This is a genomic window from Nonlabens agnitus, assembly GCF_002994045.1.
GTDB classification, from domain to species: Bacteria; Bacteroidota; Bacteroidia; order Flavobacteriales; family Flavobacteriaceae; genus Nonlabens; species Nonlabens agnitus.
On record NZ_MQUC01000003.1, the window covers coordinates 217,725 to 243,733 of the forward strand.

The 26,009-nt window shown below is 41.2% G+C and carries 24 protein-coding genes and 2 tRNA genes; 10 read left to right on the forward strand and 16 right to left on the reverse strand.

What is annotated here, in order from left to right; translation table 11 throughout:
• Positions 1-8 precede the first annotated feature (8 nt).
• Both BST86_RS01180 and BST86_RS01185 read left to right on the forward strand, forming a co-directional pair.
• Complete coding sequence (locus tag BST86_RS01180; RefSeq protein WP_105981660.1) at positions 9-962, forward strand: AAA family ATPase; 954 nt, start codon at positions 9-11, stop codon at positions 960-962.
• A 418-nt stretch (positions 963-1,380) separates the two neighbouring features.
• Positions 1,381-3,648, forward strand: a complete 2,268-nt coding sequence (locus BST86_RS01185; protein WP_055412119.1) for an aconitate hydratase — start codon at positions 1,381-1,383, stop codon at positions 3,646-3,648.
• Positions 3,649-3,772: 124 nt separating this feature from the next.
• On the opposite strand, the gene BST86_RS01190 is transcribed toward BST86_RS01185, so the two are convergent.
• Genes BST86_RS01190 through ggt form a run of 3 tightly spaced genes read right to left on the reverse strand, consistent with a single transcriptional unit; the run spans position 3,773 to position 7,010 of the window.
• On the reverse strand, positions 3,773-4,555 hold the full coding sequence (locus BST86_RS01190; RefSeq protein WP_105981661.1) for an SDR family NAD(P)-dependent oxidoreductase: 783 nt from the start codon (positions 4,553-4,555) through the stop codon (positions 3,773-3,775).
• A gap of 60 nt (positions 4,556-4,615) precedes the next feature.
• Complete coding sequence (locus BST86_RS01195) at positions 4,616-5,371, reverse strand: acyloxyacyl hydrolase (RefSeq protein WP_146126683.1); 756 nt, start codon at positions 5,369-5,371, stop codon at positions 4,616-4,618.
• Positions 5,322-7,010, reverse strand: a complete 1,689-nt coding sequence (ggt, locus tag BST86_RS01200) for a gamma-glutamyltransferase (protein ID WP_105981663.1) — start codon at positions 7,008-7,010, stop codon at positions 5,322-5,324. Before ggt ends, BST86_RS01195 begins: the two co-directional genes overlap by 50 nt.
• Positions 7,011-7,108: 98 nt before the next feature.
• On the opposite strand from ggt, the gene BST86_RS01205 reads away from it, so the two are divergent.
• The gene (locus BST86_RS01205; protein WP_105981664.1) at positions 7,109-7,822 is read left to right on the forward strand and encodes a DUF3291 domain-containing protein; all 714 of its coding nucleotides are present in this window, start codon (positions 7,109-7,111) and stop codon (positions 7,820-7,822) included.
• Here BST86_RS01205 and BST86_RS01210 read toward each other — a convergent pair.
• From BST86_RS01210 to BST86_RS01250, 9 genes are all read right to left on the reverse strand, one after another.
• A complete protein-coding gene (locus BST86_RS01210) occupies positions 7,814-8,959 on the reverse strand; it encodes a lycopene cyclase family protein (RefSeq protein ID WP_105981665.1) in 1,146 nt (381 codons plus the stop codon). The two genes, BST86_RS01205 and BST86_RS01210, sit on opposite strands and share 9 nt — an antisense overlap.
• Positions 8,935-9,558, reverse strand: coding sequence for a carotenoid biosynthesis protein (locus BST86_RS01215; RefSeq protein ID WP_105981666.1), 624 nt, complete (start codon positions 9,556-9,558; stop codon positions 8,935-8,937). Before BST86_RS01215 ends, BST86_RS01210 begins: the two co-directional genes overlap by 25 nt.
• The gene (crtD, locus tag BST86_RS01220) at positions 9,555-11,012 is read right to left on the reverse strand and encodes a 1-hydroxycarotenoid 3,4-desaturase CrtD (protein ID WP_105981667.1); all 1,458 of its coding nucleotides are present in this window, start codon (positions 11,010-11,012) and stop codon (positions 9,555-9,557) included. Before crtD ends, BST86_RS01215 begins: the two co-directional genes overlap by 4 nt.
• A gap of 1 nt (position 11,013) precedes the next feature.
• Positions 11,014-11,460, reverse strand: a complete 447-nt coding sequence (locus tag BST86_RS01225; RefSeq protein ID WP_055412127.1) for a sterol desaturase family protein — start codon at positions 11,458-11,460, stop codon at positions 11,014-11,016.
• 2 nt (positions 11,461-11,462) lie between these two features.
• The gene (locus BST86_RS01230; RefSeq protein ID WP_105981668.1) at positions 11,463-12,302 is read right to left on the reverse strand and encodes a phytoene/squalene synthase family protein; all 840 of its coding nucleotides are present in this window, start codon (positions 12,300-12,302) and stop codon (positions 11,463-11,465) included.
• Complete coding sequence (locus BST86_RS01235; RefSeq protein ID WP_105981669.1) at positions 12,299-13,765, reverse strand: phytoene desaturase family protein; 1,467 nt, start codon at positions 13,763-13,765, stop codon at positions 12,299-12,301. The genes BST86_RS01230 and BST86_RS01235 overlap by 4 nt, the downstream gene beginning before the upstream one ends.
• The gene (locus BST86_RS01240) at positions 13,762-14,667 is read right to left on the reverse strand and encodes a MerR family transcriptional regulator (RefSeq protein WP_105981670.1); all 906 of its coding nucleotides are present in this window, start codon (positions 14,665-14,667) and stop codon (positions 13,762-13,764) included. Before BST86_RS01240 ends, BST86_RS01235 begins: the two co-directional genes overlap by 4 nt.
• 206 nt (positions 14,668-14,873) lie before the next feature.
• A tRNA-Leu gene (locus tag BST86_RS01245) sits at positions 14,874-14,955 on the reverse strand.
• Positions 14,956-15,005: 50 nt separating this feature from the next.
• A tRNA-Lys gene (locus BST86_RS01250) sits at positions 15,006-15,078 on the reverse strand.
• A gap of 88 nt (positions 15,079-15,166) precedes the next feature.
• Between BST86_RS01250 and BST86_RS01255 the strand changes: the two genes are divergently transcribed.
• The gene (locus BST86_RS01255) at positions 15,167-15,709 is read left to right on the forward strand and encodes a shikimate kinase (RefSeq protein ID WP_242446430.1); all 543 of its coding nucleotides are present in this window, start codon (positions 15,167-15,169) and stop codon (positions 15,707-15,709) included.
• On the opposite strand, the gene BST86_RS01260 is transcribed toward BST86_RS01255, so the two are convergent.
• Both BST86_RS01260 and BST86_RS01265 read right to left on the reverse strand, forming a co-directional pair.
• Entirely contained in the window at positions 15,701-16,189 is a 489-nt protein-coding gene (locus BST86_RS01260) for a phosphoribosyltransferase domain-containing protein (RefSeq protein WP_105981671.1), read from the reverse strand. The two genes, BST86_RS01255 and BST86_RS01260, sit on opposite strands and share 9 nt — an antisense overlap.
• An 86-nt stretch (positions 16,190-16,275) precedes the next feature.
• Complete coding sequence (locus BST86_RS01265) at positions 16,276-16,656, reverse strand: RNA-binding S4 domain-containing protein (protein WP_055412133.1); 381 nt, start codon at positions 16,654-16,656, stop codon at positions 16,276-16,278.
• Between the two features lie 75 nt (positions 16,657-16,731).
• Between BST86_RS01265 and BST86_RS01270 the strand changes: the two genes are divergently transcribed.
• Positions 16,732-17,679 carry an FKBP-type peptidyl-prolyl cis-trans isomerase gene (locus BST86_RS01270; RefSeq protein ID WP_105981672.1) on the forward strand — a complete coding sequence of 316 codons (948 nt, stop codon included), beginning with the start codon at positions 16,732-16,734 and terminating at the stop codon, positions 17,677-17,679.
• Positions 17,680-17,780: 101 nt separating this feature from the next.
• Here BST86_RS01270 and BST86_RS01275 read toward each other — a convergent pair whose 3' ends face one another.
• Positions 17,781-18,737 carry a transketolase family protein gene (locus BST86_RS01275; RefSeq protein ID WP_105981673.1) on the reverse strand — a complete coding sequence of 319 codons (957 nt, stop codon included), beginning with the start codon at positions 18,735-18,737 and terminating at the stop codon, positions 17,781-17,783.
• Between the two features lie 33 nt (positions 18,738-18,770).
• Positions 18,771-19,616 carry a transketolase gene (locus tag BST86_RS01280; RefSeq protein ID WP_105981674.1) on the reverse strand — a complete coding sequence of 282 codons (846 nt, stop codon included), beginning with the start codon at positions 19,614-19,616 and terminating at the stop codon, positions 18,771-18,773.
• Between the two features lie 377 nt (positions 19,617-19,993).
• Here BST86_RS01280 and tgt point away from each other — a divergent pair, with 377 nt between their 5' ends.
• The 5 genes from tgt (at position 19,994) to dnaB (ending at position 26,002) form a co-directional block, all read left to right on the forward strand.
• Positions 19,994-21,124 (forward strand): tRNA guanosine(34) transglycosylase Tgt, encoded by a 1,131-nt coding sequence (gene tgt / locus BST86_RS01285; protein ID WP_055413696.1) that lies wholly within the window; start codon positions 19,994-19,996, stop codon positions 21,122-21,124.
• Positions 21,124-22,194, forward strand: coding sequence for an LptF/LptG family permease (locus BST86_RS01290; RefSeq protein WP_105981675.1), 1,071 nt, complete (start codon positions 21,124-21,126; stop codon positions 22,192-22,194). Before tgt ends, BST86_RS01290 begins: the two co-directional genes overlap by 1 nt.
• Complete coding sequence (locus tag BST86_RS01295; protein WP_105981676.1) at positions 22,181-23,107, forward strand: DMT family transporter; 927 nt, start codon at positions 22,181-22,183, stop codon at positions 23,105-23,107. The genes BST86_RS01290 and BST86_RS01295 overlap by 14 nt, the downstream gene beginning before the upstream one ends.
• Before the next feature lie 139 nt (positions 23,108-23,246).
• A complete protein-coding gene (locus tag BST86_RS01300) occupies positions 23,247-24,200 on the forward strand; it encodes an acetyl-CoA carboxylase carboxyltransferase subunit alpha (protein ID WP_105981677.1) in 954 nt (317 codons plus the stop codon).
• A gap of 257 nt (positions 24,201-24,457) precedes the next feature.
• Positions 24,458-26,002 (forward strand): replicative DNA helicase, encoded by a 1,545-nt coding sequence (dnaB, locus tag BST86_RS01305; protein WP_105981678.1) that lies wholly within the window; start codon positions 24,458-24,460, stop codon positions 26,000-26,002.
• Positions 26,003-26,009: the final 7 nt, after the last annotated feature.

Below are 26,009 nucleotides of genomic sequence, written 5' to 3' on the forward strand. Positions count from 1 at the left end.
TATAGATTATGTCAGACGTTGCCGCTATTGATCAACTTGTAATAAGACACAAAGAATTAAAGAAAGAAATTTCTAAGATCATTATAGGTCAAGATCATGTGGTAGATCAGATATTGATCAGTATTTTTTCTGGTGGTCATGCGCTATTGATAGGTGTTCCTGGACTTGCCAAAACTTTAATGGTTAACACCATTTCTAATGCTTTGGGATTAGAATTCAAGCGTATTCAATTCACACCAGACTTGATGCCTTCAGATATTTTGGGTAGTGAGATCCTGGACGAGAGTCGCAATTTCAAGTTTATCAAAGGACCCGTTTTTTCAAACATCGTCCTGGCAGATGAGATCAACCGCACACCACCTAAAACACAGGCCGCATTGCTGGAAGCAATGCAAGAACGATCTGTTACCGTTGCAGGTCATGGTTATGATCTGGCTAATCCATACTTTGTACTAGCCACTCAAAATCCTATCGAGCAGGAAGGAACTTATCCGTTGCCAGAAGCACAGCTGGACCGTTTTATGTTTGCCATCAATTTGGAATACCCAACTTATGAGGAAGAAGTCATGGTTGTAAAATCAACCACTTCAAACCACAAGCCTGTGATTAATCCATTATTCAACGCTCAAGAAATAGTAGACATCCAGCATTTGGTACGTCGCATTCCAGTGGCAGATAATGTGATTGAATATGCCGTAAAGTTGGTAGGGAAAACCAGGCCCAAATCAGATACCGCGCCAGAGGTCATCAAACAATACCTAGATTGGGGCGCTGGACCACGAGCTTCCCAAAACTTGATTCTTGCCGCAAAAACGCATGCAGCAATTCATGGAAAATACAGTCCAGATATTGAAGATGTAAAGGCCGTGGCAACTGGAATCCTCAGGCATCGCATCATCAAAAATTACAAAGCCGAGGCAGAAGGTCATACCGAGGACAGTCTGATTTCTCAGATTCTGTAAACATGGCCGCTTACTCCTTGCCACTCTTTTTATTATTTCTAGGCGGCCTACTAGTCGCAATAAGTGCGCCCTTGCGAGAAGTTAACACGGTATTATCTACAGTCCTCTTTTATTTAGGTTATCTTATCGATGCGGTTGCGATTGTGCTTGCCGTAAAAACGTGGTTAAAAAGCCGTCGATAATCAGTGGATTGGTAGATAGTTCGCTTTCGCGAAAGCGAATACATATCCATCCTCACAACAAGAATGTGAATCTGGTAATTACAACATCATTTCGCTGCCATTATCGGAATATTTACGGTCTTTAGGAATGAATTCTGTGCTTTTAAAGAACACCTCTTTGTTAAGCGCTTTATTTTAAAAAAGCCCTAGGTTTTCGTAAATTCGCTACATTAAGATTTTAACAAATAAACATATATATGGCCTTTGATATTGACATGATCAAAAAAGTGTATGAGACCATGCCTGGACGAGTGGATAAAGCTCGTGAACTGGTAGGTAAACCATTGACACTTTCAGAAAAAATCCTTTACTCACACTTGTGGGATGAAACCACAGATAAGCCTTTTACAAGAGGTAAGGATTATGTTGATTTTGCTCCAGACCGTATCGCTTGTCAAGATGCAACGGCCCAGATGGCGCTATTGCAGTTCATGCAAGCTGGTAAGGACAAAGTTGCCGTACCTACTACAGTGCACTGTGATCACTTGATCCAGGCAAAACAAGGTGCAGCAAAAGATCTTGCTCGTGCAAATGATGTAAGTAGTGAGGTTTTTGACTTTTTGGGATCTGTTTCCAATAAGTATGGAATTGGATTCTGGAAGCCAGGTGCTGGTATTATTCACCAGGTAGTTCTTGAGAACTATGCATTTCCAGGTGGTATGATGATAGGTACAGATTCCCACACGGTTAACGCTGGTGGATTGGGAATGGTCGCTGTAGGAGTTGGTGGTGCAGATGCCGTTGATGTAATGGCAGGAATGCCATGGGAATTGAAATTCCCAAAACTGATAGGAGTAAAACTAACCGGTAAAATTAATGGATGGACCAGCGCCAAGGATGTTATCCTTAAAGTGGCTGGTATCCTAACCGTAAAAGGTGGAACTGGAGCCATTGTAGAATACTTTGGTGAAGGTGCAAAAAATCTATCCTGTACGGGTAAAGGAACCATTTGTAACATGGGTGCTGAAATAGGAGCGACGACATCAACCTTTGGGTATGATGAGTCCATGTCTCGTTATTTACGTGCTACAGATCGTTCAGATGTTGCAGATGCTGCAGACAAAGTAGCAGAGTACCTAACGGCAGATGATGAGGTCTATGCAAATCCAGAGCAATATTTTGACCAAGTTATCGAGATCAATCTTGACGAATTGGTACCGCACTTAAATGGACCATTCACACCAGACCTTGCTACACCAGTAGGTCAACTAGGTGAAAAAGCAGAAAAGAACGGTTGGCCACTTAAGGTAGATTGGGGATTGATAGGATCATGTACCAACTCTTCTTATGAAGATTTGACTAGAGCTGCATCTATTGCAGAGCAGGCTGTCAAGAAAAAAATAAAACCTAAATCAGATTTTGGGATCAACCCTGGATCTGAGCAAATACGTTTCACCGCAGAGCGCGATGGTATCCTTAAGATTTTTGAAGATTTGGATGCTACCATATTTACTAACGCCTGTGGACCTTGTATAGGTCAATGGGATCGTAGTGATATGAAAGGCGATGAGAAAAACACGATCGTTCACTCCTTCAACCGTAACTTCTCTAAACGAGCAGACGGTAACCCTAATACACACGCCTTTGTTGGTTCACCAGAAATGGTTGCCGCGATTGCGATTTCAGGTAGATTGGATTTTAACCCAATGACAGATAAGCTGATCAATGAAGACGGTGATGAGGTGATGTTGGAAGAGCCATCAGGAATTGAACTACCACCTAAAGGTTTTGAAGTAGAGGATGCTGGTTATGAAGCACCTGTAGAAGATGGAAGCAATGTAAAAGTAAGTGTAGCAGAAGATAGCGATCGACTGCAGTTATTGACTCCTTTTGAACCTTGGGATGGAAAGAACCTCATGGGAGCAAAACTATTGATCAAAGCTTTTGGAAAATGTACGACAGACCATATCTCAATGGCAGGTCCGTGGTTGAAGTATCGTGGCCACTTGGACAACATCTCCAACAACTGTTTGATAGGTGCAGTAAACGCATTTAACAAACAAACCAATCTAGTTAAGAGCCAGATTGATGGAGAGTATGATGCTGTTCCTAAGACACAGCGCGCATACAAGGCAGCTGGTATCCCAACTGTTGTAGTTGGAGACCATAACTATGGTGAAGGTTCTTCAAGAGAACACGCTGCGATGGAGCCTAGACACCTAGGTGTTTATGTAGTCATCGTTAAATCGTTTGCACGTATACACGAGACCAACCTTAAGAAACAAGGAATGTTAGGTGTTACCTTTGCTAATGAGTCTGACTATGATCTGATCCAGGAAGATGATACCTTCAACTTCATAGACCTAGAAAACTTTGCACCAGATACACCATTAACGGTAGAATTGGTTCACAAGGATGGTTCTAAGGATACATTTAAGGTAAATCATACCTATAACGATGCCCAGATTAAGTGGTATCGCAAGGGAAGTGCCTTGAACTTGATCAAAGAAGAAAACGCTGCTTAATAAAAGCTTAGTTTATACCTTAAAGAAAAGCGTTGCCAAGGGCAACGCTTTTTTTAATGGGATAAAATGAAATCTAACTCAAAGCCAAATTGGTATGAAGTCAATATGATTACAAGCCAACGAGCTACGAATTATCTTCTTGCATTTTTCGAACTTGATTGAGTACTAATTTCTTAGGAGTAAATGGGATTGCTTTGAGCATAAGGCTTTGACCTAAAGTGATACCGGCAGTGACATCCATTTTGCCTTCCATCATCGCTTTATAACCAGTGGATGCTACAGAATGTGCGCTGGCGGTATCGTCAAATAATGCTGTGTCTTGTAATCCAGCGGTTTTGGCAAAATTTGTTTCGGTTGCTCCAGGCATTAGGTTGGTTACGGTGATATTGGACTCTTTAAGCTCTTCTGACAATGCATTGCTAAAAGATCTAACAAAGGCTTTAGAAGCAAAATATACAGCTTGTAAAGGACCTGGCATGAGACTGGCCGTTGAAGAGACATTTAGGATTCTACCACTGTTCCGTTCTAGCATTTGAGGTAATATTCTACGGCACAGGTGACTTAATGCAATTACATTAAGTTGTATCATGCTCAAGCTAGTTTCCCAATCACTATCGGCAAACATTCCTACCTTTCCAAATCCTGCATTATTGATGAGGTATTCCACTTGTATACTATGTTGCTCAAGATCCTTGATAATTTCATCGACGGCAGTAGCGTCAGTGAGATCTTTTGAGATCACATGAACCTGAATATCATATTGGGATTCTAATTGGGCTTTTAATCCGTTGAGGTCCTTTTCATTTCTAGCAATGATGACCAAATCTTTTCCAGCTTGGGCGTGTAGGATACACATTTCTTTACCGATGCCGCTGCTAGCACCAGTGATAAGGGCAGTTTCTTTCATATCAATTTAGTAGCAATATGGAAATCTACTTTACAAATTTCGATCCATATTCAAAAAATATCACAAATGATAAGAAAAACCCAATTCGACTCCAGCGCTGTTGTGACCGTTGTTGGGTGATCGCAGGTTGGCATTACTCACATGCCTCAAACTAAATCTTAGGTCAAACGATAGATTTTCAATTCTGTAGCGCATTCCAGCGCCTAAAACATCAGAAAATGAAAACCCTTTTTTCTGTCGTTCCGTATCAGCGGTTGCGGTCATCGGGCCTATGCTGACCAACCCGTAGGCTAGTAAATCGTATGTCAAATTATAACTGTAGGATAATCCTAGATTGAGCGCATACTCCTCATAAGATCGGTTTTGTGTAAAAAGAGCGCGTTGTGCTTCAAAATTGGGTTTGTCTGGCTTTATAAAAAACAGATTGAGAAGCTGGTGGTTCACATAATACACTGATGGCTCGATCAAAATTTCTAGGGCTTGTCGGTCTTTTTTCCAGACTTTCTGCGCTAATTGAATTTTTATGGACCTAGTAATATGTGCATAATCCTCATCATTGAAGGGAGGTCGATCCTGCTGTGAATACCCTAAATTCAAGCCAATTCTTTTGCCTTTATCATTGGCAACTGTTTCGATCTGTGCAATTGCCAATTGTGCAATGAGCAAACAAATAAGAAAAAGGACAGTAGTTTGAATACGGAATTGTGGGTAGTGACGCTTTCGCGAAAGCGAACTCCATAAATATTTTTGTTGCATAGAAAAGTCTTCAATAACCAATGGCGGCACCATCTGGACTGGAGCTGTCTGAAGCTCCAATAATAATGTTTTCAGACGGGTTGAACTGTATGCCCATGAGGCGACCCAATTGATCCACGGGAACCATTTGATGTCCCATTTCTTTCAAATTGTTTACTGTGTCTGGTGACAGCTTGCCCTGCTCGTAATAGGTGACATCTGGTAACCACTGGTGATGGATTTTCATGGACTCAATGGATTGTTTCACGTCCATATCATATAACATAGCGTTGAGTACGGCTTGAAATACGGTATTAATAATGGTGCGCCCGCCTGGACTTCCCATGATTAAAAAAGGCTTGTCGTCCTTTACCACGATAGTAGGATTCATGGATGACAACATGCGTTTTTCCGGCTCGATAAGATTGGGATCGGTTCCTATCTGGCCATTGGTTTTGGTCTCTCCTGGTACTGGATTGAAGTCACCCATCTCATTGTTGAAAATAAATCCAAGTTTACTAGAACCTAATCCAGATCCATAGGATTGTTCCAAAGTATAGGTAACGCTTACCGCATTTCCATCTTTATCAATTACAGAGAAATGCGTGGTGTTGTCACCATCATAGGGGTGACCAAATGTTTGAGGTTCACTCATGGACGCCTTCTCCATATTGATGTTTTCAAATCTTTTTCTAGCGTGTTCTTTGGATATCAAGCGATCTAACGGCAAGTCTGGATTGAAGTCTGGATCACCAAGGAATTCGGCGCGATCTGCAAAGCCTCGTCGCATGGACTCGATCATTAAATGGACATAAGCGGTACTGTTGAACGGTATGCTCTCCTTATTTGCCAGTTCCATAATGTTGAGCATGGCAGCCATGGTAACACCACCAGAACTAGGTGGTGGCATGCTGTAAATGGTAAATTCATCAAAAGTAGAAACAATAGGTTCACGCTCTATGGCCTGATATTTCTCTAGATCTTTTTTAGTTATGATACCACCAGATTCCTTCATGAAATTTTCAATCTGCTGGGCGATTTGACCTCTATAAAAACCATCGTGTCCTTGATCTGCGATGATCTGTAAGGTTTGAGCCAGCTCGGGTTGTTTCCATACATCGCCAAATTCCAGCGCATGTCCATCGTCATCCAAAACGTATTTCTTTAAAAAGGAAGGAGCGCTAGTCGAATTTCTCAAATAGTTCGCCTCGTTATAAAGCGCCCAGGTTAATGGGAATCCATTCCTAGCTACTTCAATGGATGGTTCAACCAATTCGTTCCATGGCAGCTTTCCATATTTTTGGTGTGCGAGATACAATCCTGCAACGGTGCCTGGTACGCCTATGGCCAGTGCGCTGTTGTGATTGCTGCCTACAATCAATGAATCGTTTTTATCCAAAAACATTTTAGGATGTGCTGCTAGAGGTGCCTTTTCTCTAAAGTCAATTGTGGTGGCTTCACCAGTATTAGGACGATACACTAAAAAACCACCACCACCTAAGTTCCCTGCCGCTGGATGCGTTACGGCCAGAGCAAAGGCGGTCGCTACGCTGGCGTCAATAGCATTACCACCTTTTTTCATTATGTCAACACCTATCTCGCTAGCTATGCGGTTGTCAGAAACCACCATGCCGTTGCGAGCATAGGTTTGACTATAACTAATGGTCCAGCCGAGGTTGACAAGGATAAGAATTAGAAAACTTTTGGTACGAACCAGCATAGTATCATTTTAAGGGTAAAAAGATACAACCTATTGTGGATAGCAGTCTCGATTTTATACGACCACAGAACAAGTTATCCATAACTTTGCGATAGACTATGAAAGCTACTCAACAAATCACCACGCTTACCTTTTACAAGTATGCCAACTGGAAAGATCAGTTATGGGCTTTTGGGATGATGCAGTTTGCACATGGCAAGCTCAAGAAAACGAAAGGACTGCATTTTTATAAGTTACTGGGAAGTGGTCGTGAACATTTTGATCCACGTCCCGATTTCTCCGTTTATGGAGTGCTGCAGGTTTGGGATGATGCTGCGCACGCCCAGGAATATTTTTCAAGTTCTAATTTGAGCAACCGTTATGAGCGACATAGCAGCCACCAACTGACATTTTATTTGAAAAATATTAAAGCTTACGGTCAATGGTCCAGCCAGAATCCGTTTGAGGTTTCTCAAAACCTGAATCCAGAAAACCCTTTCATTGCTGTGATTACCAGAGCAACTATAAAACTATCGATGCTTAGGAGGTTTTGGAAATATGTGCCTACATCACAAAAGGATCTTGTCGATAATTCCAATCTGCTTTTTAGTGCTGGAATAGGCGAGAGACCAGTTACCCAAATGGCTACATTTAGTTTGTGGAATGATGTAGAAGCCCTCAAGAAATTTGCCTATCGCGGTAAGAACCATAGACATGCCGTGCAACAAACCCAAGCACTGCAGTGGTATAAAGAAGAACTCTTTACCAGATTTCAGCCCTATAAAATTACTGGCGACTGGCCAGAATTTGAAATCCCAGAGGCTCTAAAATAATTTTTTGAAAAAGCCTTTGATAAAAGGCCATGAGGTAAGTGGCAACATGATTTTTAATTCTTCTGCCAGTACAGTTTCCTCATCTAGAAATGATAAGATTCGTTTGATAGGATTGTTTTTATACAAGTTCTGGAACAAGAGATGGCCTCGATCATTATGGTGTTTTAGAACATCCAGCATGATGTCATCATAAAAGCGAAACTTCTTCAGGAACATCCCAGCATCCAGAGGTTTGCTTTTTAGATAATTGTCTATCAAAATTCCCACAAACTTTTCGGTGCGCTTAAAACTGTAACCTGTGCTGGGTTTGACCCAACCACCAGCTGTTCCTATTTTATGCACTAACCGTGTATTATGCTGTTCAAATCGGTACGTCGTCATTGGGATATTTCCTTGTTCCGTCGAGATGATTTCATACGATTCAATATTCAAATAATCACTCAAATATGTTTTGAGATACTTCTCGTAGGTCTGGTTACTCACGATTTCTGAAGAGAAATATGTGAACTCTACTAGAGCTTCTGTGGCAGAATAGGGTAGGATATATGTAAAACTTGTCGTGCCAGGATCTCGCAAACGGTAATCCATCATCAAGAATCTGGACGGATCAAAAATCTCTTTTTCTGTTTTGATCACCCAACCTAGAAAGTGTTGTTGGAGTTTGATCGATTGGGTATCTTGAAAAAAAGCGCTTGGGATACGACTGTCTAGAACCAGCTTGGCTTCAAAGGAACCTGCTTCGGTGGTGATGGTGGCCGTTTCGGTATTTTCAATGACGTTGGCAACTCTGTTTTCTACTAAGGTGCAGTTGGGATGGTCGATGAGTTTCGCTTTCGCGAAAGCGATGACATCACGGCTTTTCAATTGTTTGTAACGATAGGGCGTGAGATCAAAATCCAGTTTTAAGTCGTCTGTTTTAAAACTTCCAAAGTCCCATGCATACGAAATGAGATGATCCCATTTTCCTGTTCCCTTCTCCCAAAAACTCCAGGTCTTGTCCAGGCTTTCACCTTGAAAATCGTCCAAAACCAGAATCTTGTGGTCCTTAAAACCTTGATGCTCCAGCATGGCCAGCAACACCTGACTACCTGCGTTGCCTAATCCTATGATGGCTATATCGTACTGATGATGATCCATAGGATGCTGGCAAAAATGAGTTGAACGATGTAAATGTGTAAAGAGGTTTTGAAATCTCCTTTTAGCTTGAATAGCGTGGCAATGTATTGCAGTATAAATGCGATGATAAACCAGCATAGATAGTTATACCATCCAGCGCCACCAGTAAAACTCCAGAATCCCGCATAGTCGCAAATTTGTTCCAAGAAAAAGTCCAGAATCACCATTAAAGTTGCTCCAATGAACGAAATAGCCCAAGGACTTGAGGTCTGTTTACTCGCGATGGCATGAGTTACAAAGGTGAGCACAGCCCAATTGATGCCAATTAAGAATGGTATCCCATCCAGCTTTGGGCCAAAATTATCACCATAACTATACTCGCCAAACAGCCAGCCCGTATGCACGCCTATCCATTCTGTAGTCATTCCTACTACAAAACATAATGCAAAAAGCCCAAGCGTCTTGAGATCCATAATCGGAAAAAAGACGGCTAACAGTGCCGTAATGTAAAGCATTGTAAACGGCGATTTCCCTAAAAAGAAAGTCTCATAACCCAGCGCAATACCTATTAATGCACTGACATGAATGACCCATAGAAAGATGATCGCTGCATTTTTCATTGGGCATCAGGTATTAAATCTGCCGTGATTTTTGCACTTAATAGACATAATGGAATGCCACCACCGGGATGGACAGAACCGCCCACGTGATACAAGTTTTTTATTTTGCTGAAGTTGGGATGTCTCAAAAAGGCAGCAAATTTATTATTGCTGGCCGCACCATAAAGGGCACCGCGATAGCTACTTGTGTTTTTTTCTATGTCTTGAGGGGTGAGGATATATTCCGTTTGAATGAGTGGTTCCACATCTACATTCAGGACTTTTTTGATTTTTGCGATGATGTTTTTTCTGGACTGTTTTACCATTTGATCCCAATCTTGACCGTAATCACCGGGCGCGTTGATCATGACGAACCAATTCTCGCAACCTGCTGGTGCGTCTTCTGGCGACAATTTACTGGTGATATTGATGTACACTGTTGGATCCTCAAAAAGTGTTTTGTGTTCAAAAATGTGTTGGAATTCCGTTGGATAATCCTCGCTAAAAAGAATGTTGTGCAAACCTAGCTGCGGGAATTCATGATCGATGCCCCAATAAAAAATGAGTGCGCTGCTGGAACGTTCCTGCTCCAGCGTGCGTTTAGGCTCCTTAACGTCTGGCATCAATTTTTTGTAGGTAGGGAAAATGTCCATGTTTGACACCACTAGGTCAAATTCATAATCCTGATGGTCTGTAGAGATTCCCGTAACTGTGTTGTTCTTTTGATTGATGGAAGTTACGCTTTCGCGAAAGCGAAATTCCACTCCAACCTTGTCTGCAAGTTCATATAGGGATTGCGAGATGCGATGCATACCGCCTTGCGGATAGTACGTTCCCAAACCAATCTCCAGATGTGGGATCATGCTCATGATGCCTGGAGTTTGATACGGCGATGAGCCGTTATACGTGGCGTATCTGTTGAATAGCTGCGTGAGCTTTGGATTATGAAACGTCTGGTTATAGCTGTCCAAAGTTCCCGTTATTCCCAATAACGGAATTTTTGCAATGGCTTTTAAGGTGTCTCGGTTTAGATAGGTGCTAGCCTTGTGCAGTGATTTTTCAAGAAATAAGGATTTTGTGGTTTCGTACTTGTCCTTGCTGTTTTCTAAATATTTACCTATGTTCTTTTTAGGTTCATTGAAAACCTCTGAAGCTTTTGAAGCAAATTTTGAAGGTTGTGCTGGTGCTTGAAATTGAGTGCCGTCTTCCCAAAAATAATGACAGGCAGTCTCCTGAGAACTGTAATCAAAGTCAACTTTTTCTTGAAATAGTTGGTGCAGTTCATCCATCAACTCAGGCAAGGTAAATAACGATGGACCTAGATCAAACCTATAACCATCCTTTTCTATAGCATGCAGTTTGCCGCCAGCGTAATCATTTTTTTCAAAAACTGTGACGTGGTAACCTTTATGACGCAATCTTAAAGCTGCAGCAAGTCCACCAATACCTGCGCCTATGACGGCAGCGCGCAACATCTTACTTGAAGTATTTCAATGGAACGATGAGCATTCCAAAGTTTTCACCTTTCTCCTTGCCTAAATGTTTGTGGTGGATCTTGTGGGCTCGACGCACGCCTTTAGCATATACGTTACTTGCCTTGCGCAACCATTTGAACCGTTGGTGAATAAAAATATCGTGAACTACAAAATAGGCCACACCATACGCAAAAATCCCTGCGCTTATGGGCAATGCCCACCACAGGTCTAGAAAACTATGGAGCAATTTAAAGGTGATACTTACACTGGCAAAAAAGACAAAGAACCAGTCGTTCTTTTCAAACCAGCTATCATGTGTTTTGTGATGATGATCTTCATGTAGATTCCATAAGAAACCATGCATGACATACTTATGTATAAACCACGCCATGAACTCCATGATTAAAAAGGTAACCAGAAAGATCGCGATCCAGAATAATACTTGCATTTTTATATGAGGTTGAGGCGGTAACTTACGTAACCTTTTGCGAGTAGTCCAATTTTTTCATAGTTGGGTACTCTAATTCTTGTATTTCGTATTTCAGCAGATGGTGTGCGTTCTAGCCTTGTCAATAAACGACGATAATAAATGTAGGCCGTGTAGACACCCAACTTTGCTTCTACAGGTAGTCGTTGAATACCGTTGAGACCTGCATCAAAATCTGCTTTTATTTCTTCAATTAACCGTTCCTTATCTTCCTCTTTAAGATCGTGCAGATTTGTATTAGGAAAGTAGCTGCGTTCCAATACATCAAGATCTGCCTTGAGGTCTCTCAAAAAATTCACTTTTTGAAAAGCACTGCCTAGTCTCATCGCGTCTTCCTTAAGGTCATCGTACTTCTGTTGATCACCTTTGACAAATACCTTGAGAGACATAAGACCTACGACATCTGCACTGCCATAGATGTAGTTTCTATATTCTTCATCAGTTAAATAAACTGATTTGTCTAGATCCAGACGCATGCTGTGGATAAAGGCTCCATACATGTCTGGTGTGATGTTGTATTTATTGACTGTTTCCTGAAAAGAATTTAGGATAGGATTTAAACTAATTTTTTCTTCGATCGCCAGTTTAAGATCATTCTCAAATCGGTCCAATAGACTGCGTTTATCAAAATCGTGGAAGGTGTCTACAATTTCATCAGCAAAACGAACGAAACCATAAATGTTGTGAATGTCTTGGCGTATAGTTGGACCCAACATTTTGCTGGCAAGAGAAAATGAAGTGCTATAATTATGAGTTACAGCCTTACTACATTGGCGGGAAACCTCGTCAAAAATACTTTTCATCGATTGATATGTTTGTTAATCAATTGGGCAGCCAGTTTACCGGATATCAATGAAGGCGGTACGCCAGGACCAGGAACCGTTAGCTGACCTGTAAAGTAAAGACTTTTTACCTTTCTACTTCTTAAATTAGGTCTAAGAAATGCAGTTTGTAGTAAAGTATTGGCCATGCCATAAGCATTTCCCTTGTAACTATTATAAGCCTCTTTAAAATCGTTTACACAAAAAGACTCTTTGAAAAGAATATGATCCATCACTTTTTGATCGGTCAGTTTTTCAAACCTATCCAGTATTTTTTTGAAATAGGTTTCCCTTAATTCTGGTGTGTCTTCTAATCCTGGAGCTAGTGGGATTAGAAAAAAACCATTTTCACAGCCGTCAGGTGCGGTGCTAGAATCCGTTATTGATGTAAAGTTTGCGTAGAATAAAGGATCTTCTGGCCATTTGGGATCCTCATAAATTTCATTAGCGTGTTTGGTGAAATCCGTATCAAAGAACAGGTTATGATGGTCAACATTTATTAATTTCTTGTCAAAACCAACATAGAATATCAAAGAGCTAGGTGCAAACGTTTTTCTTTCCCAATAACTCTCTGAGTATTGTCTCAATTTTTCAGGAAGCAAAGTTTCAGAATGATGATAATCTGCACCAGAGAGCACATTGTCGTAAAGATGCACTTCTCCACTCAAGGAGATACCTTCTGCACGCTGCTGATCATTGACTAAAATTTCTGTGACTGGTGAGTTAGTTTTGATAACAACGCCTAGTTCCTCGGCAAGTTTTTTCATTCCCAGGATGACCTCATACATACCGCCTTTAGGGTGCCATGTGCCTAAACCAAAATCTGCATAATTCATGAAATTATAGAAACTAGGTGTGTTTCCAGGTGTAGCGCCCAGAAACAAGACGGGAAATTCCAGAATGGAAACCAATCTAGGGTCCTTGAATTTTTTGCGAACGTCCTTGGAGACATTTCCAATAAAAGCTCCTATCTTTTTAATCGTCTGCGGCGTGACTAGCTCTAAAGGAGATTCGCCTGGCCTATAAACAAGATTTTTAATGGCAATGTCATAATTCTCACTGGAAGTATCCATAAACTCTTGAAGCTTTGCAGCGCTTCCAGACTCTATGGACTCAAAAGTAGCTTTGATCTTTTCAAGATCGTCGCCTATTTGTATGCGATCATTTTCAAAGTAAACCGAATAAGCAGGATTGAGTTTATCCAGTTCATAATAATCAGACGGTGTCTTACCAAAATCTGCAAAGAAGCGTTCAAATATATCTGGCATCCAGTACCAGGATGGACCTATGTCAAAGGTAAAGCCATCTTTTTCTAGCCTGCGTGCTCTACCACCTACCGTATCATTTTTTTCATAAACGGTGACTTGGTGGCCAGATGCCGCCAGATAAGAGGCCGCGGCAAGGGAAGAAAAACCCGAACCTATTACGGCTGTTTTTTTACTCATATAGATTGTAATTGCTCTTCAAAATAGTTCATGGCATGCTCGATACTCTTGAAGACTTTTTGGTTGGGCGTCAATATTTCTTGATCTAAGTCGGCAGTTTTTGTTCCTAATAACACTAAAGGAGCCTGATTGACCTTAGAATTAAATTTCTTGAGAAACTTAGGTAGTTTTTTAGAAGTAGGTTGCACAGTGATAAAGGTAACAAAAGTTGGGTTTTGACCATTACGCTGGAAAAAAGATAACGTGTCCAACTTCATACTTGCACCTAAGAAAATGGTATGGAATCCTGCAGATCGCAACCTATAGTTCAAAAATAAAAGTCCTAAATCATGCATTTCATTCTCTGGCAAGAAGAGAATATACGTTGGTGAGTCTAACGATTCCTGACGGCTATCTAATACTTGAGTCTGTATCAAGAGCTTTTGCTTGATAAGATTACTTATAAAATGCTCATGCGCAATGTTGATGGTATTGGTTTGCCATAAACTACCCAATTCTTCTAAAAGAGGTATGAGTAAGTCATAAAAGACCTTGTCAAAACCTTTTTGAGATAATTCTGCTTCATAAACGTTATTAAATAGGTTTTCATCAAAATTGACCATGGCCAGCTTCAATTCTTGCAACCTAAGGTTATGTTGATGTGCTGATTCTGCTTGAGTACGAACCCTGTGTTCTATCTCTTCATTACTCAAGGTAGCGATGGCACTGATCTTCATTCCCGTATTCTTCAGATAACTCACGTTGAGAATTTTTTGAAGAGCATGAAGATTATAAACTCTGATGTTAGTTTCACTGCGATCAGGTTCCAGTAAATGATGTCTCTTTTCCCAGATGCGTATCGTATGTGCCTTGATACCACTTAGGTTTTCTAGATCTTTTATGGAGAAGGTACTTTTGATCAAGACGTTTGTTTAAGAATAAGTCGATAAAGTTAAACAATTTGAAGGAGACCGAAATCTTTGAATTTTAGGTAGAAACTACGTGCTTATTGTGAGGATAGTAATTGAACGGAATTCTAACCTGGTATATTGAAAGATATTAGAAAGCTCATCAAAATCTAACTTCATAAAAAAAGGTCTTGATGATATCATCAAGACCTTTAAATATGTACCCAGGATGGGACTTGAACCCACACGTATAAATACACACGGCCCTCAACCGTGCCTGTCTACCAATTTCAGCACCTGGGTATAAAAAAAGTCCTTATAAAAATAAGGACTTTAGCGCCTTACGGCCTTCGTGACTTGGCTGGGGTTCGAACCCAGGACCCTCACATTAAAAGTGTGATGCTCTACCAGCTGAGCTACCAAGTCGTCATTTCTAAATGCGGGTGCAAATATAAAACGTATATTCCTTAACCTACTAATCTTTTTCCCATAAATTTGAGAGAAAATTAAACCTTTGCAATTAGAGAATAAAAAGCCCGTCAGTTATATTTTGCTGGGCTACATGGGATCTGGTAAAAGTACTGTAGGACAAGTACTTGCGTCCTTGACTTCACTGCCCTTTATAGATCTCGATGATTACATAGAAGCGCAGGAATCGATGTCTATCTCCCAAATTATCGCCCAAAAGGGAATAATTTATTTCAGAAAACAAGAATTATTGCACTTAAAATCAGTTTTAAAACGACGAGAGTCCATCGTTTTATCACTTGGTGGTGGTACACCATGTTACTATAATAATATGGAGCTGATTAATGAAAAACCTGAAAGTCGATCGATTTACCTAAGAGCAAACGTTCCTTTTCTTGCCCAACGACTATTTGAAGAAAGACAAACCAGACCATTAATTGCAGGAATTGACACTAGGGACGAACTCGCAGAATTTATAGGTAAGCATCTTTTAGAAAGGTCAGCGTTTTATAATCAGGCCCATAAAGTGGTGGAAATCGAGAATAAAACACCACAAGAAATCGCGCTAGAGATTCTTGATCTAGCTTAAAGAAACACTACTGGCTTTATGGTCCAGGATCACGGTAATATGCTCTTCCATAGTGGTGGAAAGTGAGATCCCTTTAAAATCTGCTTTGACAGGAAACTTTTTGTGATTTCGGTTTACGAGTACAGCCGTCTTAAATTTTTTCAGTGGTACATTAAGAAAGTGCCTCACTGCATAGATAAGAGTCGTTCCAGAGTTCAACACATCATCGCACAACACGATTCCCTTTTCTTTATACTTATCAGGAGATAGGCTGGTATGAATTTCGGCTAGCGGATTTTTCTTATCCATTTTCACCTCGCACAGCGTGATCTGGAACTCACAAATATGTTCCAGCTGGTCTTTTAACCGTCTTGCCAGAACGTAGCCACCATCTGCAATACCAGCAAGAATGATCTCGTCATGCTCCATATAGACTTCCGCAATTTGATATGCGATGCGTCTTATTTTATGATTGACCTGCTCGTGATTTAGAATCTCCATAATAGTTTCAAAGGTAAATGGCGGTGTTTAGGGAATTCGCTTTCGCGAAAGCGAACTCATCTATAGCTTTTCTCAAATGTAATGAATCACTCTTCTTCAAGGTCACCGTTCAACAAATTTCCAAGATCGCGCCGGTCTTTTTTGGTAGGCCTGCCTTCACCTTTGCGGCGATAGTAGTCCTGGTTGAGCTCGATCATCTTGCGAGCCTCAAAATTTTCTGTTGGCGTACGATCCACTCTATAGAGATCTACCAGTTTGTTGCCCACACGGCTGGATGGCAGGTCCAGAACCTCGACCACATAATCGATCTGGTCCTTGCGCAGCGTGATCACATCACCAGGATAGACATCCCTTGCAGGTTTGACAATATCGCCGTTGATTTTAAACTTTCCCTTTTTTGCGGCGTCTGTAGCTTTACTGCGTGTCTTGTAGTATCGTACTGACCATAAAAATTTATCGATGCGCATATGACAGCTTATATAGAAGCGTTTCACCTACAAAAATAGCCGAAAATACTATCTTTGGCCTCTGAAAAAGAAAACATGAATTATTTGAAAAAAATAGGTTGTATAGCCTTCATTGCAGCAATATTGATTTCTTGTGGTAGCGACGATGATGATGTGACCATCGAAATTAGAGATCCACAAGAGGTATATGAAGAAGACCTTGCGGAAATCACTACATTTTTACAAACTCACTTTTACAATCAGGATGAGTTTGAGAACACTCCAGATGGCGAGGACTTTCAAATTGTCTTTGATACCATAGCTGGTGATAATTCAGATCGCATTCCTTTGTCCGAGCAGGTCACTTCAAGAACTTTACGTCGTGACGATATTGATTATCAGGTCTTTGTTTTGAATGTGAGACAAGGCTCTGGCGATAGACAACCTACATTTGCAGATAGTACATTGGTGACTTATACAGGTTCTCTGTTAAATGGCTCTGTATTTGACACTAGTGTAAATCCTGTCTGGTTGGATTTACCTGGATCTAGTACCACGTTTGGGGTCGTGGACGGATTTGCGGCTGGCATAGAAGGTTTTAATGATGCGACCACCACCATTGCAAATCCTGATGGTACCGTTAGTTTTAGAAATGGCGGTATTGGTGCCATGTTCATTCCTTCAGGATTGGGTTACTTTAGTTCTAGTCCAGTTGGGATACCACCTTATTCACCGTTGATTTTTACCTTCCAATTGCGCCGGGTAAAATTCACTGACCACGACGGCGATGGAATTCTTTCTATTTACGAAGACCTCAATGGAGACAAAGATTTAAGATCTGCTGGATTCTTGGATAATACAGATAGAGACTTTAATCAAAATCGTTTGCCTTTATACAATTATATAGATAGAGACGATGATGGAGATGGTATCTTAACCAAAGATGAAAATCCTGACCCTAATGGCGACGGTAATCCTAATGACGCATTAGATACGGATGGTGACGGGATTCCTGATTACTTAGATAATAGGACAGAGGTCTAATAATTATAACTCATAATCAAAAAAGCCCTGACAGTATATCTGTCAGGGCTTTTTTATTGAAATAAGTGGTGAGTCCGCTATGCAGAAAGTCAACTTTATACTTACTTCTTGCGCTTGATAACAGCCATAGCTTTAGCAGCAATATTCTCTGCATTCAAGCCATATTTTTCAAGCAATTGGTCAGGCGTGCCGCTCTCACCAAAAGTGTCTTGAGTAGCTACAAATTCTTGAGGTGTCGGCAAGTGCTGCGCAAGTGTTCTGGCTACGCTCTCGCCTAAACCGCCCATGTAATTATGCTCCTCTGCAGTGACGATACATCCTGTTTTCTTAACTGAATTGATAATAGCTTCTTCATCCAATGGTTTGATCGTGTGAATATTGATAACATCTGCACTAATCCCTTTTTCATGAAGTTCCTTGGCAGCTTCCAGTGCTTCCCAAACTAAGTGTCCAGTAGCAACAATAGTAACATCGGTACCTTCTTGAAGGTGAACTGCTTTCCCAATGTGGAATTCACCATCTTCTGGCGTGAAGTTAGCCACTTTAGGGCGACCGAATCTTAAATAAACCGGTCCATGATGATCTGCAATCGCAAGAGTTGCAGCTTTGGTTTGATTGTAATCACAGGTATTGATCACCGTCATTCCAGGCAACATTTTCATCAAGCCTATATCTTCTAGAATTTGGTGCGTAGCGCCATCTTCACCTAACGTTAAACCAGAGTGAGAAGCACAGATTTTGACATTCTTGTCAGAGTAGGCCACACTTTGTCTTATCTGGTCATAGACACGACCGGTGGAGAAATTGGCAAAAGTTCCCGTAAACGGAATTTTACCGCCTATGGTCATACCAGCGGCAATCCCTATCATATTCGCTTCTGCAATTCCAACCTGAAAAAATCGGTCTGGATGAGCATCTGCAAAGGCGTTCATTTTAAGTGATCCGGTCAAGTCGGCACAAAGGGCAACGACATTTTCGTTCGATTTTCCCAGTTCTGCCAGACCGGCGCCAAAACCACTTCTCGTATCCTTACTTCCTGTATTTGTATATGTCTTCATAATTTCTTGCGCCGCGCGCTAGATTTTTTGTGATTAGTAGTCGCCCAGTGTTTCAGGGTTCTGGCTCAGCGCATCGGCGAGTTGTTCGTCGTTGGGAGCGATACCATGCCACTCATGGGATCCCATCATAAAGTCTACGCCATGACCCATAACGGTATGGAGTAGGATGCATACGGGTTTACGCTTTCGCGAAAGCGAGATAGCTTCCTTGATTCCTGCAATAACAGCCTCAAGGTCGTTACCTTTAGAAACGGTGACAACTTCCCAGCCGAAGGCCTCAAACTTCATGCGTAGATCTCCTAGAGCCAATACACTGTCGGTACTACCGTCAATTTGCTGTCCATTGACATCAATGGTAGCAACGAGATTGTCCACATGATTTGCACTAGCATACATAATGGCTTCCCAGTTTTGACCTTCCTGTAATTCACCATCACCGTGAAGGGTAAAAACGGTTTTGTCATCACCATTGAGTTTTTTGGAGTGTGCAGCGCCTATTCCTACACTCATTCCTTGACCTAGCGAACCGCTTGCGATTCTAACGCCTGGAAGGCCTTCATGGGTCGTTGGGTGACCCTGTAAACGGGAATCCAACTTGCGGAAGGTGCTTAACTCCTCTTTAGGGAAATAGCCCGCATGGGCTAAAACACTATAGAACACGGGCGAGATGTGACCATTGGATAAGAAGAAAAGATCCTCGTTCTTACCGTCCATCTGGAAGGATGGATCATGATCCATGATCTCATTGTAAAGTGCCACGATAAACTCCGTGCAACCTAGTGATCCACCTGGATGTCCACTATTTACCGCGTGGACTTGACGAACGATGTCGCGACGTACCTGCGATACTAAATCTTTTAAGTGCTGTATATCAGCCATTTTTTGAAAATTTGAGTATTCCACAAAGGTAGGACGTTCCTATTGCAAAGGCTTTTACCATGAATTTGATTTATTAACGATTTGAATGCTTTTGTGAACAACTTTGTGAACTTGAACTTGAACTTGAACCTGAACTCGAACTCGAACCTGAAACTGAACTTGAACTTGAACTTGAACCTGAGACTGAACTTGAACTTGAGACTAAGTTAAAACGGACATTCATCTTTTTTAATAAAAACTTTTGGAACTGAAACAATGGATCGCTAGTCTTAATACTAACTACTAACTACTAACTACTAACTATTAGCTACCACCTACTAATTCCTAAATACCACTACACACTTCAAGCTAGAAACTTATCTTTGTGCCGCATGAAAATGAAATTTGACTTACTACAAACTGATGCAAACAGCCAGGCTAGAGCAGGTGTGGTGCATACAGATCACGGTGCGATAGAGACACCTATATTTATGCCTGTAGGTACAGTTGGTACCGTAAAAGGCGTACATCAAAGGGAATTGAAGGAAGAAGTGAATCCAGATATTATTCTGGCTAACACCTATCACCTCTATTTAAGACCAGGAACTGAGGTTCTTGAAAAAGCTGGTGGACTGCACCAGTTCATGAATTGGGATCGTCCTATCTTGACTGATTCTGGAGGATACCAGGTTTATTCCTTGAGTGCCAATAGAAAAATCAAGGAAGAAGGTGTGAAATTCAAATCCCACATTGATGGTTCCTATCACACTTTTACTCCAGAGCGTGCCATGGATATTCAGCGCTCCATAGGTGCAGACATTATCATGGCTTTTGACGAGTGTACTCCTTATCCATGCGAGTTCAATTATGCACGTCGCAGTATGCACATGACGCATCGATGGTTGAAAAGGTGTATTGAGCATTTCAATAACACACCAGATAAATATGGGTTTACCCAGACATTGTTTCCCATCATTCAAGGAAGTACTTACCCAGAATTAAGACAGCAAAGCGCCGAGTTTGTAGCCAATTGTGATATGGATGCCAATGCCATAGGTGGATTGTCCGTTGGTGAACCAGCAGAGGAAATGTATGCCATGACTGATGTAGTCACCGCTATACTTCCTAAGGACAAACCGCGTTATCTTATGGGTGTAGGAACACCCATCAACCTACTCGAGAATGTCGCCCTTGGAATCGATATGTTTGATTGTGTGATGCCTACCAGAAATGGTAGAAACGGCATGATTTTTACAGCTAATGGAAGCATCAATATCAAGAACAAAAAATGGGAAATGGATTTCAGTCCATTGGATGATGGCGCTTACGCTTGGGTGGATACAGAATACTCCAAAGCTTATGTTAGACATCTATTTACCGTAAATGAAATGTTAGGTAGGCAAATATGTACGATTCATAACCTGGCTTTCTATTTGTGGTTGATGCGTGAGGCTCGCAAACATATACTTGCGGGAGATTTTAGAGCCTGGAAAGATCAAATGGTAAAACAAATGGATAATAGACTGTAGTGTTTAGCATACTGGATAGATACATATTAAAAAGATATCTAGGGAGTTTCTTCCTGTTGTTATTGCTATTCCTGCCTATCATGGTAACAGTCCATGTCGCCGAAAAAATTGGAAAGATTATTTCTAATGAAGTTCCTTTTCTTGAGGTGATTCTATATCTGGGAGATTTCACCATGTATTTTACGAATTTCCTGTTTCCCATTTTCCTATTTATATCCACTATGTTTTTTACCTCAAAGTTGGCTAACAATACAGAGGTTATAGCATTTTTGAGTTCTGGTGTTTCCTTCAATAGGTTTTTACGTCCATATATTATAGGAGCTACCTTGATCTGCGGTTTGGCGCTATTACTCAGCGCTATTTTTGTGCCTCAGGCAGCCTCAGGATTTAATGAATTCCAACAACAATATTTTAGAAAAGGTGATGCCTCAGAAACGACAAATGTTTTTAGACAAATCAACGATAATGATTTTGTTTATGTGAGCAATTATCAGCCTTCACGCCAGACAGGTTTTGACTTTACGCTGGAACATTTTGAGGATGATGAACTCAAATACAAAATCTACGCAAACAGGATCGCATTTCAGGACAGTGTCTATGTGTTGAGCCAGTATAAAAAGAGGATTATCCTTGAAGATCGCGAGATCATCCATGAGAAAAATCGATTGGATACCATCTTTGATTTTGATATTGACGAGCTCACTCCAACTAAGTTTATCGCAGAAACCAAATCCTACACAGATCTCAATGAATTTATCGCTCTTGAAGAAAAACGCGGTAATGCCAATATGAACATTTATTATGTCGAGAAATACAAGCGTATCTCCATACCAGTAAGTGCCTTTATTTTTACAATTATAGCCGTAGCCGTATCATCTGTGAAAAAACGTGGTGGTATGGGAACCAATCTTGCGATAGGTATCGTGATTGCCATGGTATACATGTTTCTAGATAAGGTTTTTGGGACCATTGCGGAAAAGAGCACCTTCAATCCATGGATTGCCGTATGGACGCCGAATATATTTTTTGCTATCGTAGCATTATTCCTATTGAGAAATGCGAGACGATAAATTACTTAATTACCTACATCTTCATTTCATAGTTTTCATTTGGGGATTCACGGCCGTTCTAGGAGCGCTCATTTCTATTGAAAGTATCCCGTTGGTATGGTGGCGCATGTTGCTGGCGGTCATTTTGATTTTTATCTACATGAAAATCATGCGCATACCGTTACAGTTCAAAGGTGTCAACGCTTTACCGCGCAAACGCATTCTGGGTTTTGTAGGCGCAGGAATTGTCATTGCGCTGCATTGGGTGACCTTTTTTGGAGCTATCAAGGAAAGCAATGTAAGTGTCACGCTGGCCATGTTAAGTACAGGAGCCTTTTTTACTGCTATACTGGAACCTTTGTTCACCTCAAAAAAGTTCGTAGGGTATGAAGTCATCTTTGGTGTGATTATTATCGCGGCGCTCTATTACATTTTTAAAGTAGAAACCCAGTATGTCACTGGGATGATATTGGGACTGATAAGCGCGGTATTGAGTGCCACTTTTTCCATCATCAATGTAAAATGGGCCAAAGAGCATCCGCCATCATTGATCAGTATTTATGAATTGGCCAGCGGTGTTGGATTCATAAGTTTTTACTTTCTTGTTTTTCCATCAGACTTTGTAGGGCCATTGGTTTTGACAAGTTATGACTGGTTGTGGATAGGCATATTAGCTAGTTTCTGTACGGCGTACGCATTTATAGCCAGCGTTAAGGTCATGAAGTTTTTGAGTGCTTATACCGTCATGCTCACCATCAACCTAGAACCTGTGTATGGAATTTTTCTTGCCTTTCTCATTCTAGGCGATGCAGAGCAAATGACGCCAGAGTTCTACGCGGGCGCTGGTGTAATTCTGGCAGTAATCCTAACGAATGGCATCCTAAAAAATCGACGTAACCGCCGCAAAAAGAAAGAATTGAAGATTCACGCTTGAGGGTTGTGAAAATGTTTGAAAGTGAATTCGCTTTCGCGAAAGCGAACCATCCACTAACTTTAATATAAATTGAACAAGCGGTGTTACCTAACACTGTCTTGATTTCCTATATTTGTCTCCCCAACTGGAATACCCAACTATGGAATATCTAGAATTTGAAATGCCTATCAAAGAGCTGGAAGAGCAATACCAGCAAACCCTTGCGATAGGATCAGAAAACGATGTTGATGTCACTAAGACAATCAAACAACTCGAGAAGAAACTTAAAGCTACACGTAAAGAGATTTACAGCAACTTAACGCCGTGGCAACGTGTGCAAATGTCCCGTCATCCAGACCGTCCTTACACACTGGATTACATCAAGAGCATTTGTGGTGATACCTGGCTGGAACTGCACGGTGACCGCAATGTAAAGGATGATAAAGCCATGATAGGTGGACTGGGCAAAATAGGTGATCAGACTTATATGTTCATCGGGCAGCAAAAGGGATTCAATACAAAAACACGTCAATACCGCAACTTTGGGATGTCAAATCCAGAAGGTTATCGCAAGGCGTTACGATTGATGAAAAGTGCCGAGAAATTTGGCATTCCCGTAGTGACATTGATCGACACTCCAGGAGCATTTCCAGGTCTGGAAGCTGAAGAACGTGGTCAAGGAGAAGCCATTGCTAGAAACATCCTTGAAATGACGCGCTTGAAAGTGCCTATCATCGTAATGATCATAGGAGAAGGAGCTAGTGGTGGAGCCTTAGGAATAGGAGTAGGTGACCGTGTGGTTATGTTGGAAAACACTTGGTACAGCGTTATCTCTCCAGAATCTTGTAGTTCCATCTTATGGAGAAGTTGGGAATACAAAGAGCAAGCTGCCGAGGCTCTCAAGCTTACCGGTAAAGACATGAAAAAGCTTAAACTGGTAGATGAAATTCTTGAAGAACCAGAAGGCGGCGCCCACAAAAACAGAGAAGAAATTTTTGTGTCCGTGGCAAAATGTATCGATAGCTATTATCAGGAATTAAAGGATCTTTCTCCTAAAGAATTAGTGAAACAACGCATGGATAAATATGCCAATATGGGCGTATTTAAAGGATAAATAATTTCTCAAATTGTAAAATTAAAAAACCAGCCTCAGGGCTGGTTTTTTGTTTTTAAATGGAATTTCAATAGTTATAAAATCACGGTAAGACTCTTGTGTAATTTTCTTACAGTCTCAAGGCTTGATGATTAGCCTACGTGCTAAAATTATTTGTCCTTATCAACAGGTTATAAACTAGTTTTTCATTAAAAATGTTAACCAACTGAAGACAAGGAAATCTTAAAAATCGTTGGCTTTCCTCTATTTTTGATCCTATGGAAAAAGTACAGGAAAGAGTATCGATCGTGACGGGAAACAGTCCCGTGATATCGTTAGAGAAAGGAAAAATACCACCGCAAGCTATTGATCTTGAGAAGGTTGTGTTAGGTGCGTTAATGATTGATGGTAAAGGTGTTGATGAGGTAATCGATCTACTAACTCCAGATGCTTTCTACCATAAAGCGCACCAATCCATATTTGACGCCATTGATAAATTGTTCAAAAGCGGTAGTCCAGTAGATTTATTAACCGTTAGCGCCCAACTGCGTCGAGATGAGAAGTTGGAGTCTGTAGGTGGTGACCATTATCTGGTTCAATTATCTCAATTGGTGAGTTCTACGGCACACATAGAGTTCCACGCGAGGATCATATTGCAAAAATTCATCCAGCGCAGTTTGATTAAGATTTCTACAGAAATCATCAATGATTCCTATGAAGAATCCACTGATGTTTTTGACCTATTAGATAAAGCAGAATCCAAACTGTATGAAGTCGCGCAAGGAAACATACGCAAGAGTACAGAAACAGCGATGGATCTGGTACGTCAGGCAAAACAGCGTATAGAAGAAATTGCCAAACGTGATGGACTAAGTGGTGTACCTACTGGCTTTAATGATTTGGATAAATTGACCAGTGGCTGGCAGCCCAGTGACCTTGTCATTATCGCGGCACGTCCTGGTATGGGAAAAACGGCTTTTACCTTGTCCATGGCACGTAACATTGCAGTAGGTAGCAACATCCCAGTAGCGTTCTTCTCTCTTGAGATGAGTAGCGTCCAGTTGATCACTCGTTTGATATCTTCAGAAACAGGTCTGTCCTCAGAAAAATTACGTACCGGTAACCTTGAGCCCCATGAATGGGAACAACTCAATGTAAAAGTGAAGGATCTGGAACAGGCACCTATATTTATTGATGACACGCCATCACTTTCCATATTTGACCTGCGTGCTAAATGTAGACGTCTCGCTTCACAGCATGGTATCAAACTCATTATGGTCGATTACCTGCAGTTAATGACTGCACAGACAAATGCAAAAGGTGGTAATCGTGAGCAGGAAATATCAACGATTTCCCGTAACCTTAAGGCACTTGCCAAAGAACTTGAGGTACCCGTCATTGCACTATCCCAATTATCACGTGCGGTAGAGACACGTGGCGGTAGCAAGCGACCGTTACTTTCTGACCTGCGTGAATCTGGAGCGATCGAGCAGGATGCAGATATCGTTTCCTTTATCTACAGACCAGAATATTATGGTCTGGAAGAATGGGACGATGACGACCAGACACCATGTAAAAACCAGGCAGAATTCATAGTGGCAAAACACCGTAATGGTGCGACAGACTCTATCAGGCTCAAGTTCTTGGGTCAATTTGGTAAGTTTGATAACCTTGAAGAGCAATGGGCGATCCCACAAGAGTTTGGTAGCAAAATGAATCAGGCAAATGATGATACTTTTAGGCCAGATACGCCTAACTTTCCTTCGCCTGGTGATGCCTTTGGTGGTCCACAAAGTGACGACGACGACGGCCTGGCGTTCTAGAGAAAAG

Coding starts and splice junctions, on each gene's coding strand:
- BST86_RS01180 (WP_105981660.1), top strand. CDS start 9: ATGTCAGACGTTGCCGCTATTGATCAACTTGTAATAAGACACAAAGAA.
- BST86_RS01185 (WP_055412119.1), top strand. CDS start 1,381: ATGGCCTTTGATATTGACATGATCAAAAAAGTGTATGAGACCATGCCT.
- BST86_RS01190 (WP_105981661.1), bottom strand. CDS start 4,555: ATGAAAGAAACTGCCCTTATCACTGGTGCTAGCAGCGGCATCGGTAAA.
- ggt (WP_105981663.1), bottom strand. CDS start 7,010: ATGCTGGTTCGTACCAAAAGTTTTCTAATTCTTATCCTTGTCAACCTC.
- BST86_RS01205 (WP_105981664.1), top strand. CDS start 7,109: ATGAAAGCTACTCAACAAATCACCACGCTTACCTTTTACAAGTATGCC.
- BST86_RS01210 (WP_105981665.1), bottom strand. CDS start 8,959: ATGGATCATCATCAGTACGATATAGCCATCATAGGATTAGGCAACGCA.
- BST86_RS01215 (WP_105981666.1), bottom strand. CDS start 9,558: ATGAAAAATGCAGCGATCATCTTTCTATGGGTCATTCATGTCAGTGCA.
- crtD (WP_105981667.1), bottom strand. CDS start 11,012: ATGTTGCGCGCTGCCGTCATAGGCGCAGGTATTGGTGGACTTGCTGCA.
- BST86_RS01225 (WP_055412127.1), bottom strand. CDS start 11,460: ATGCAAGTATTATTCTGGATCGCGATCTTTCTGGTTACCTTTTTAATC.
- BST86_RS01230 (WP_105981668.1), bottom strand. CDS start 12,302: ATGAAAAGTATTTTTGACGAGGTTTCCCGCCAATGTAGTAAGGCTGTA.
- BST86_RS01235 (WP_105981669.1), bottom strand. CDS start 13,765: ATGAGTAAAAAAACAGCCGTAATAGGTTCGGGTTTTTCTTCCCTTGCC.
- BST86_RS01260 (WP_105981671.1), bottom strand. CDS start 16,189: ATGGAGATTCTAAATCACGAGCAGGTCAATCATAAAATAAGACGCATC.
- BST86_RS01265 (WP_055412133.1), bottom strand. CDS start 16,656: ATGCGCATCGATAAATTTTTATGGTCAGTACGATACTACAAGACACGC.
- BST86_RS01270 (WP_105981672.1), top strand. CDS start 16,732: ATGAATTATTTGAAAAAAATAGGTTGTATAGCCTTCATTGCAGCAATA.
- BST86_RS01275 (WP_105981673.1), bottom strand. CDS start 18,737: ATGAAGACATATACAAATACAGGAAGTAAGGATACGAGAAGTGGTTTT.
- BST86_RS01280 (WP_105981674.1), bottom strand. CDS start 19,616: ATGGCTGATATACAGCACTTAAAAGATTTAGTATCGCAGGTACGTCGC.
- tgt (WP_055413696.1), top strand. CDS start 19,994: ATGAAATTTGACTTACTACAAACTGATGCAAACAGCCAGGCTAGAGCA.
- BST86_RS01295 (WP_105981676.1), top strand. CDS start 22,181: ATGCGAGACGATAAATTACTTAATTACCTACATCTTCATTTCATAGTT.
- BST86_RS01300 (WP_105981677.1), top strand. CDS start 23,247: ATGGAATATCTAGAATTTGAAATGCCTATCAAAGAGCTGGAAGAGCAA.
- dnaB (WP_105981678.1), top strand. CDS start 24,458: ATGGAAAAAGTACAGGAAAGAGTATCGATCGTGACGGGAAACAGTCCC.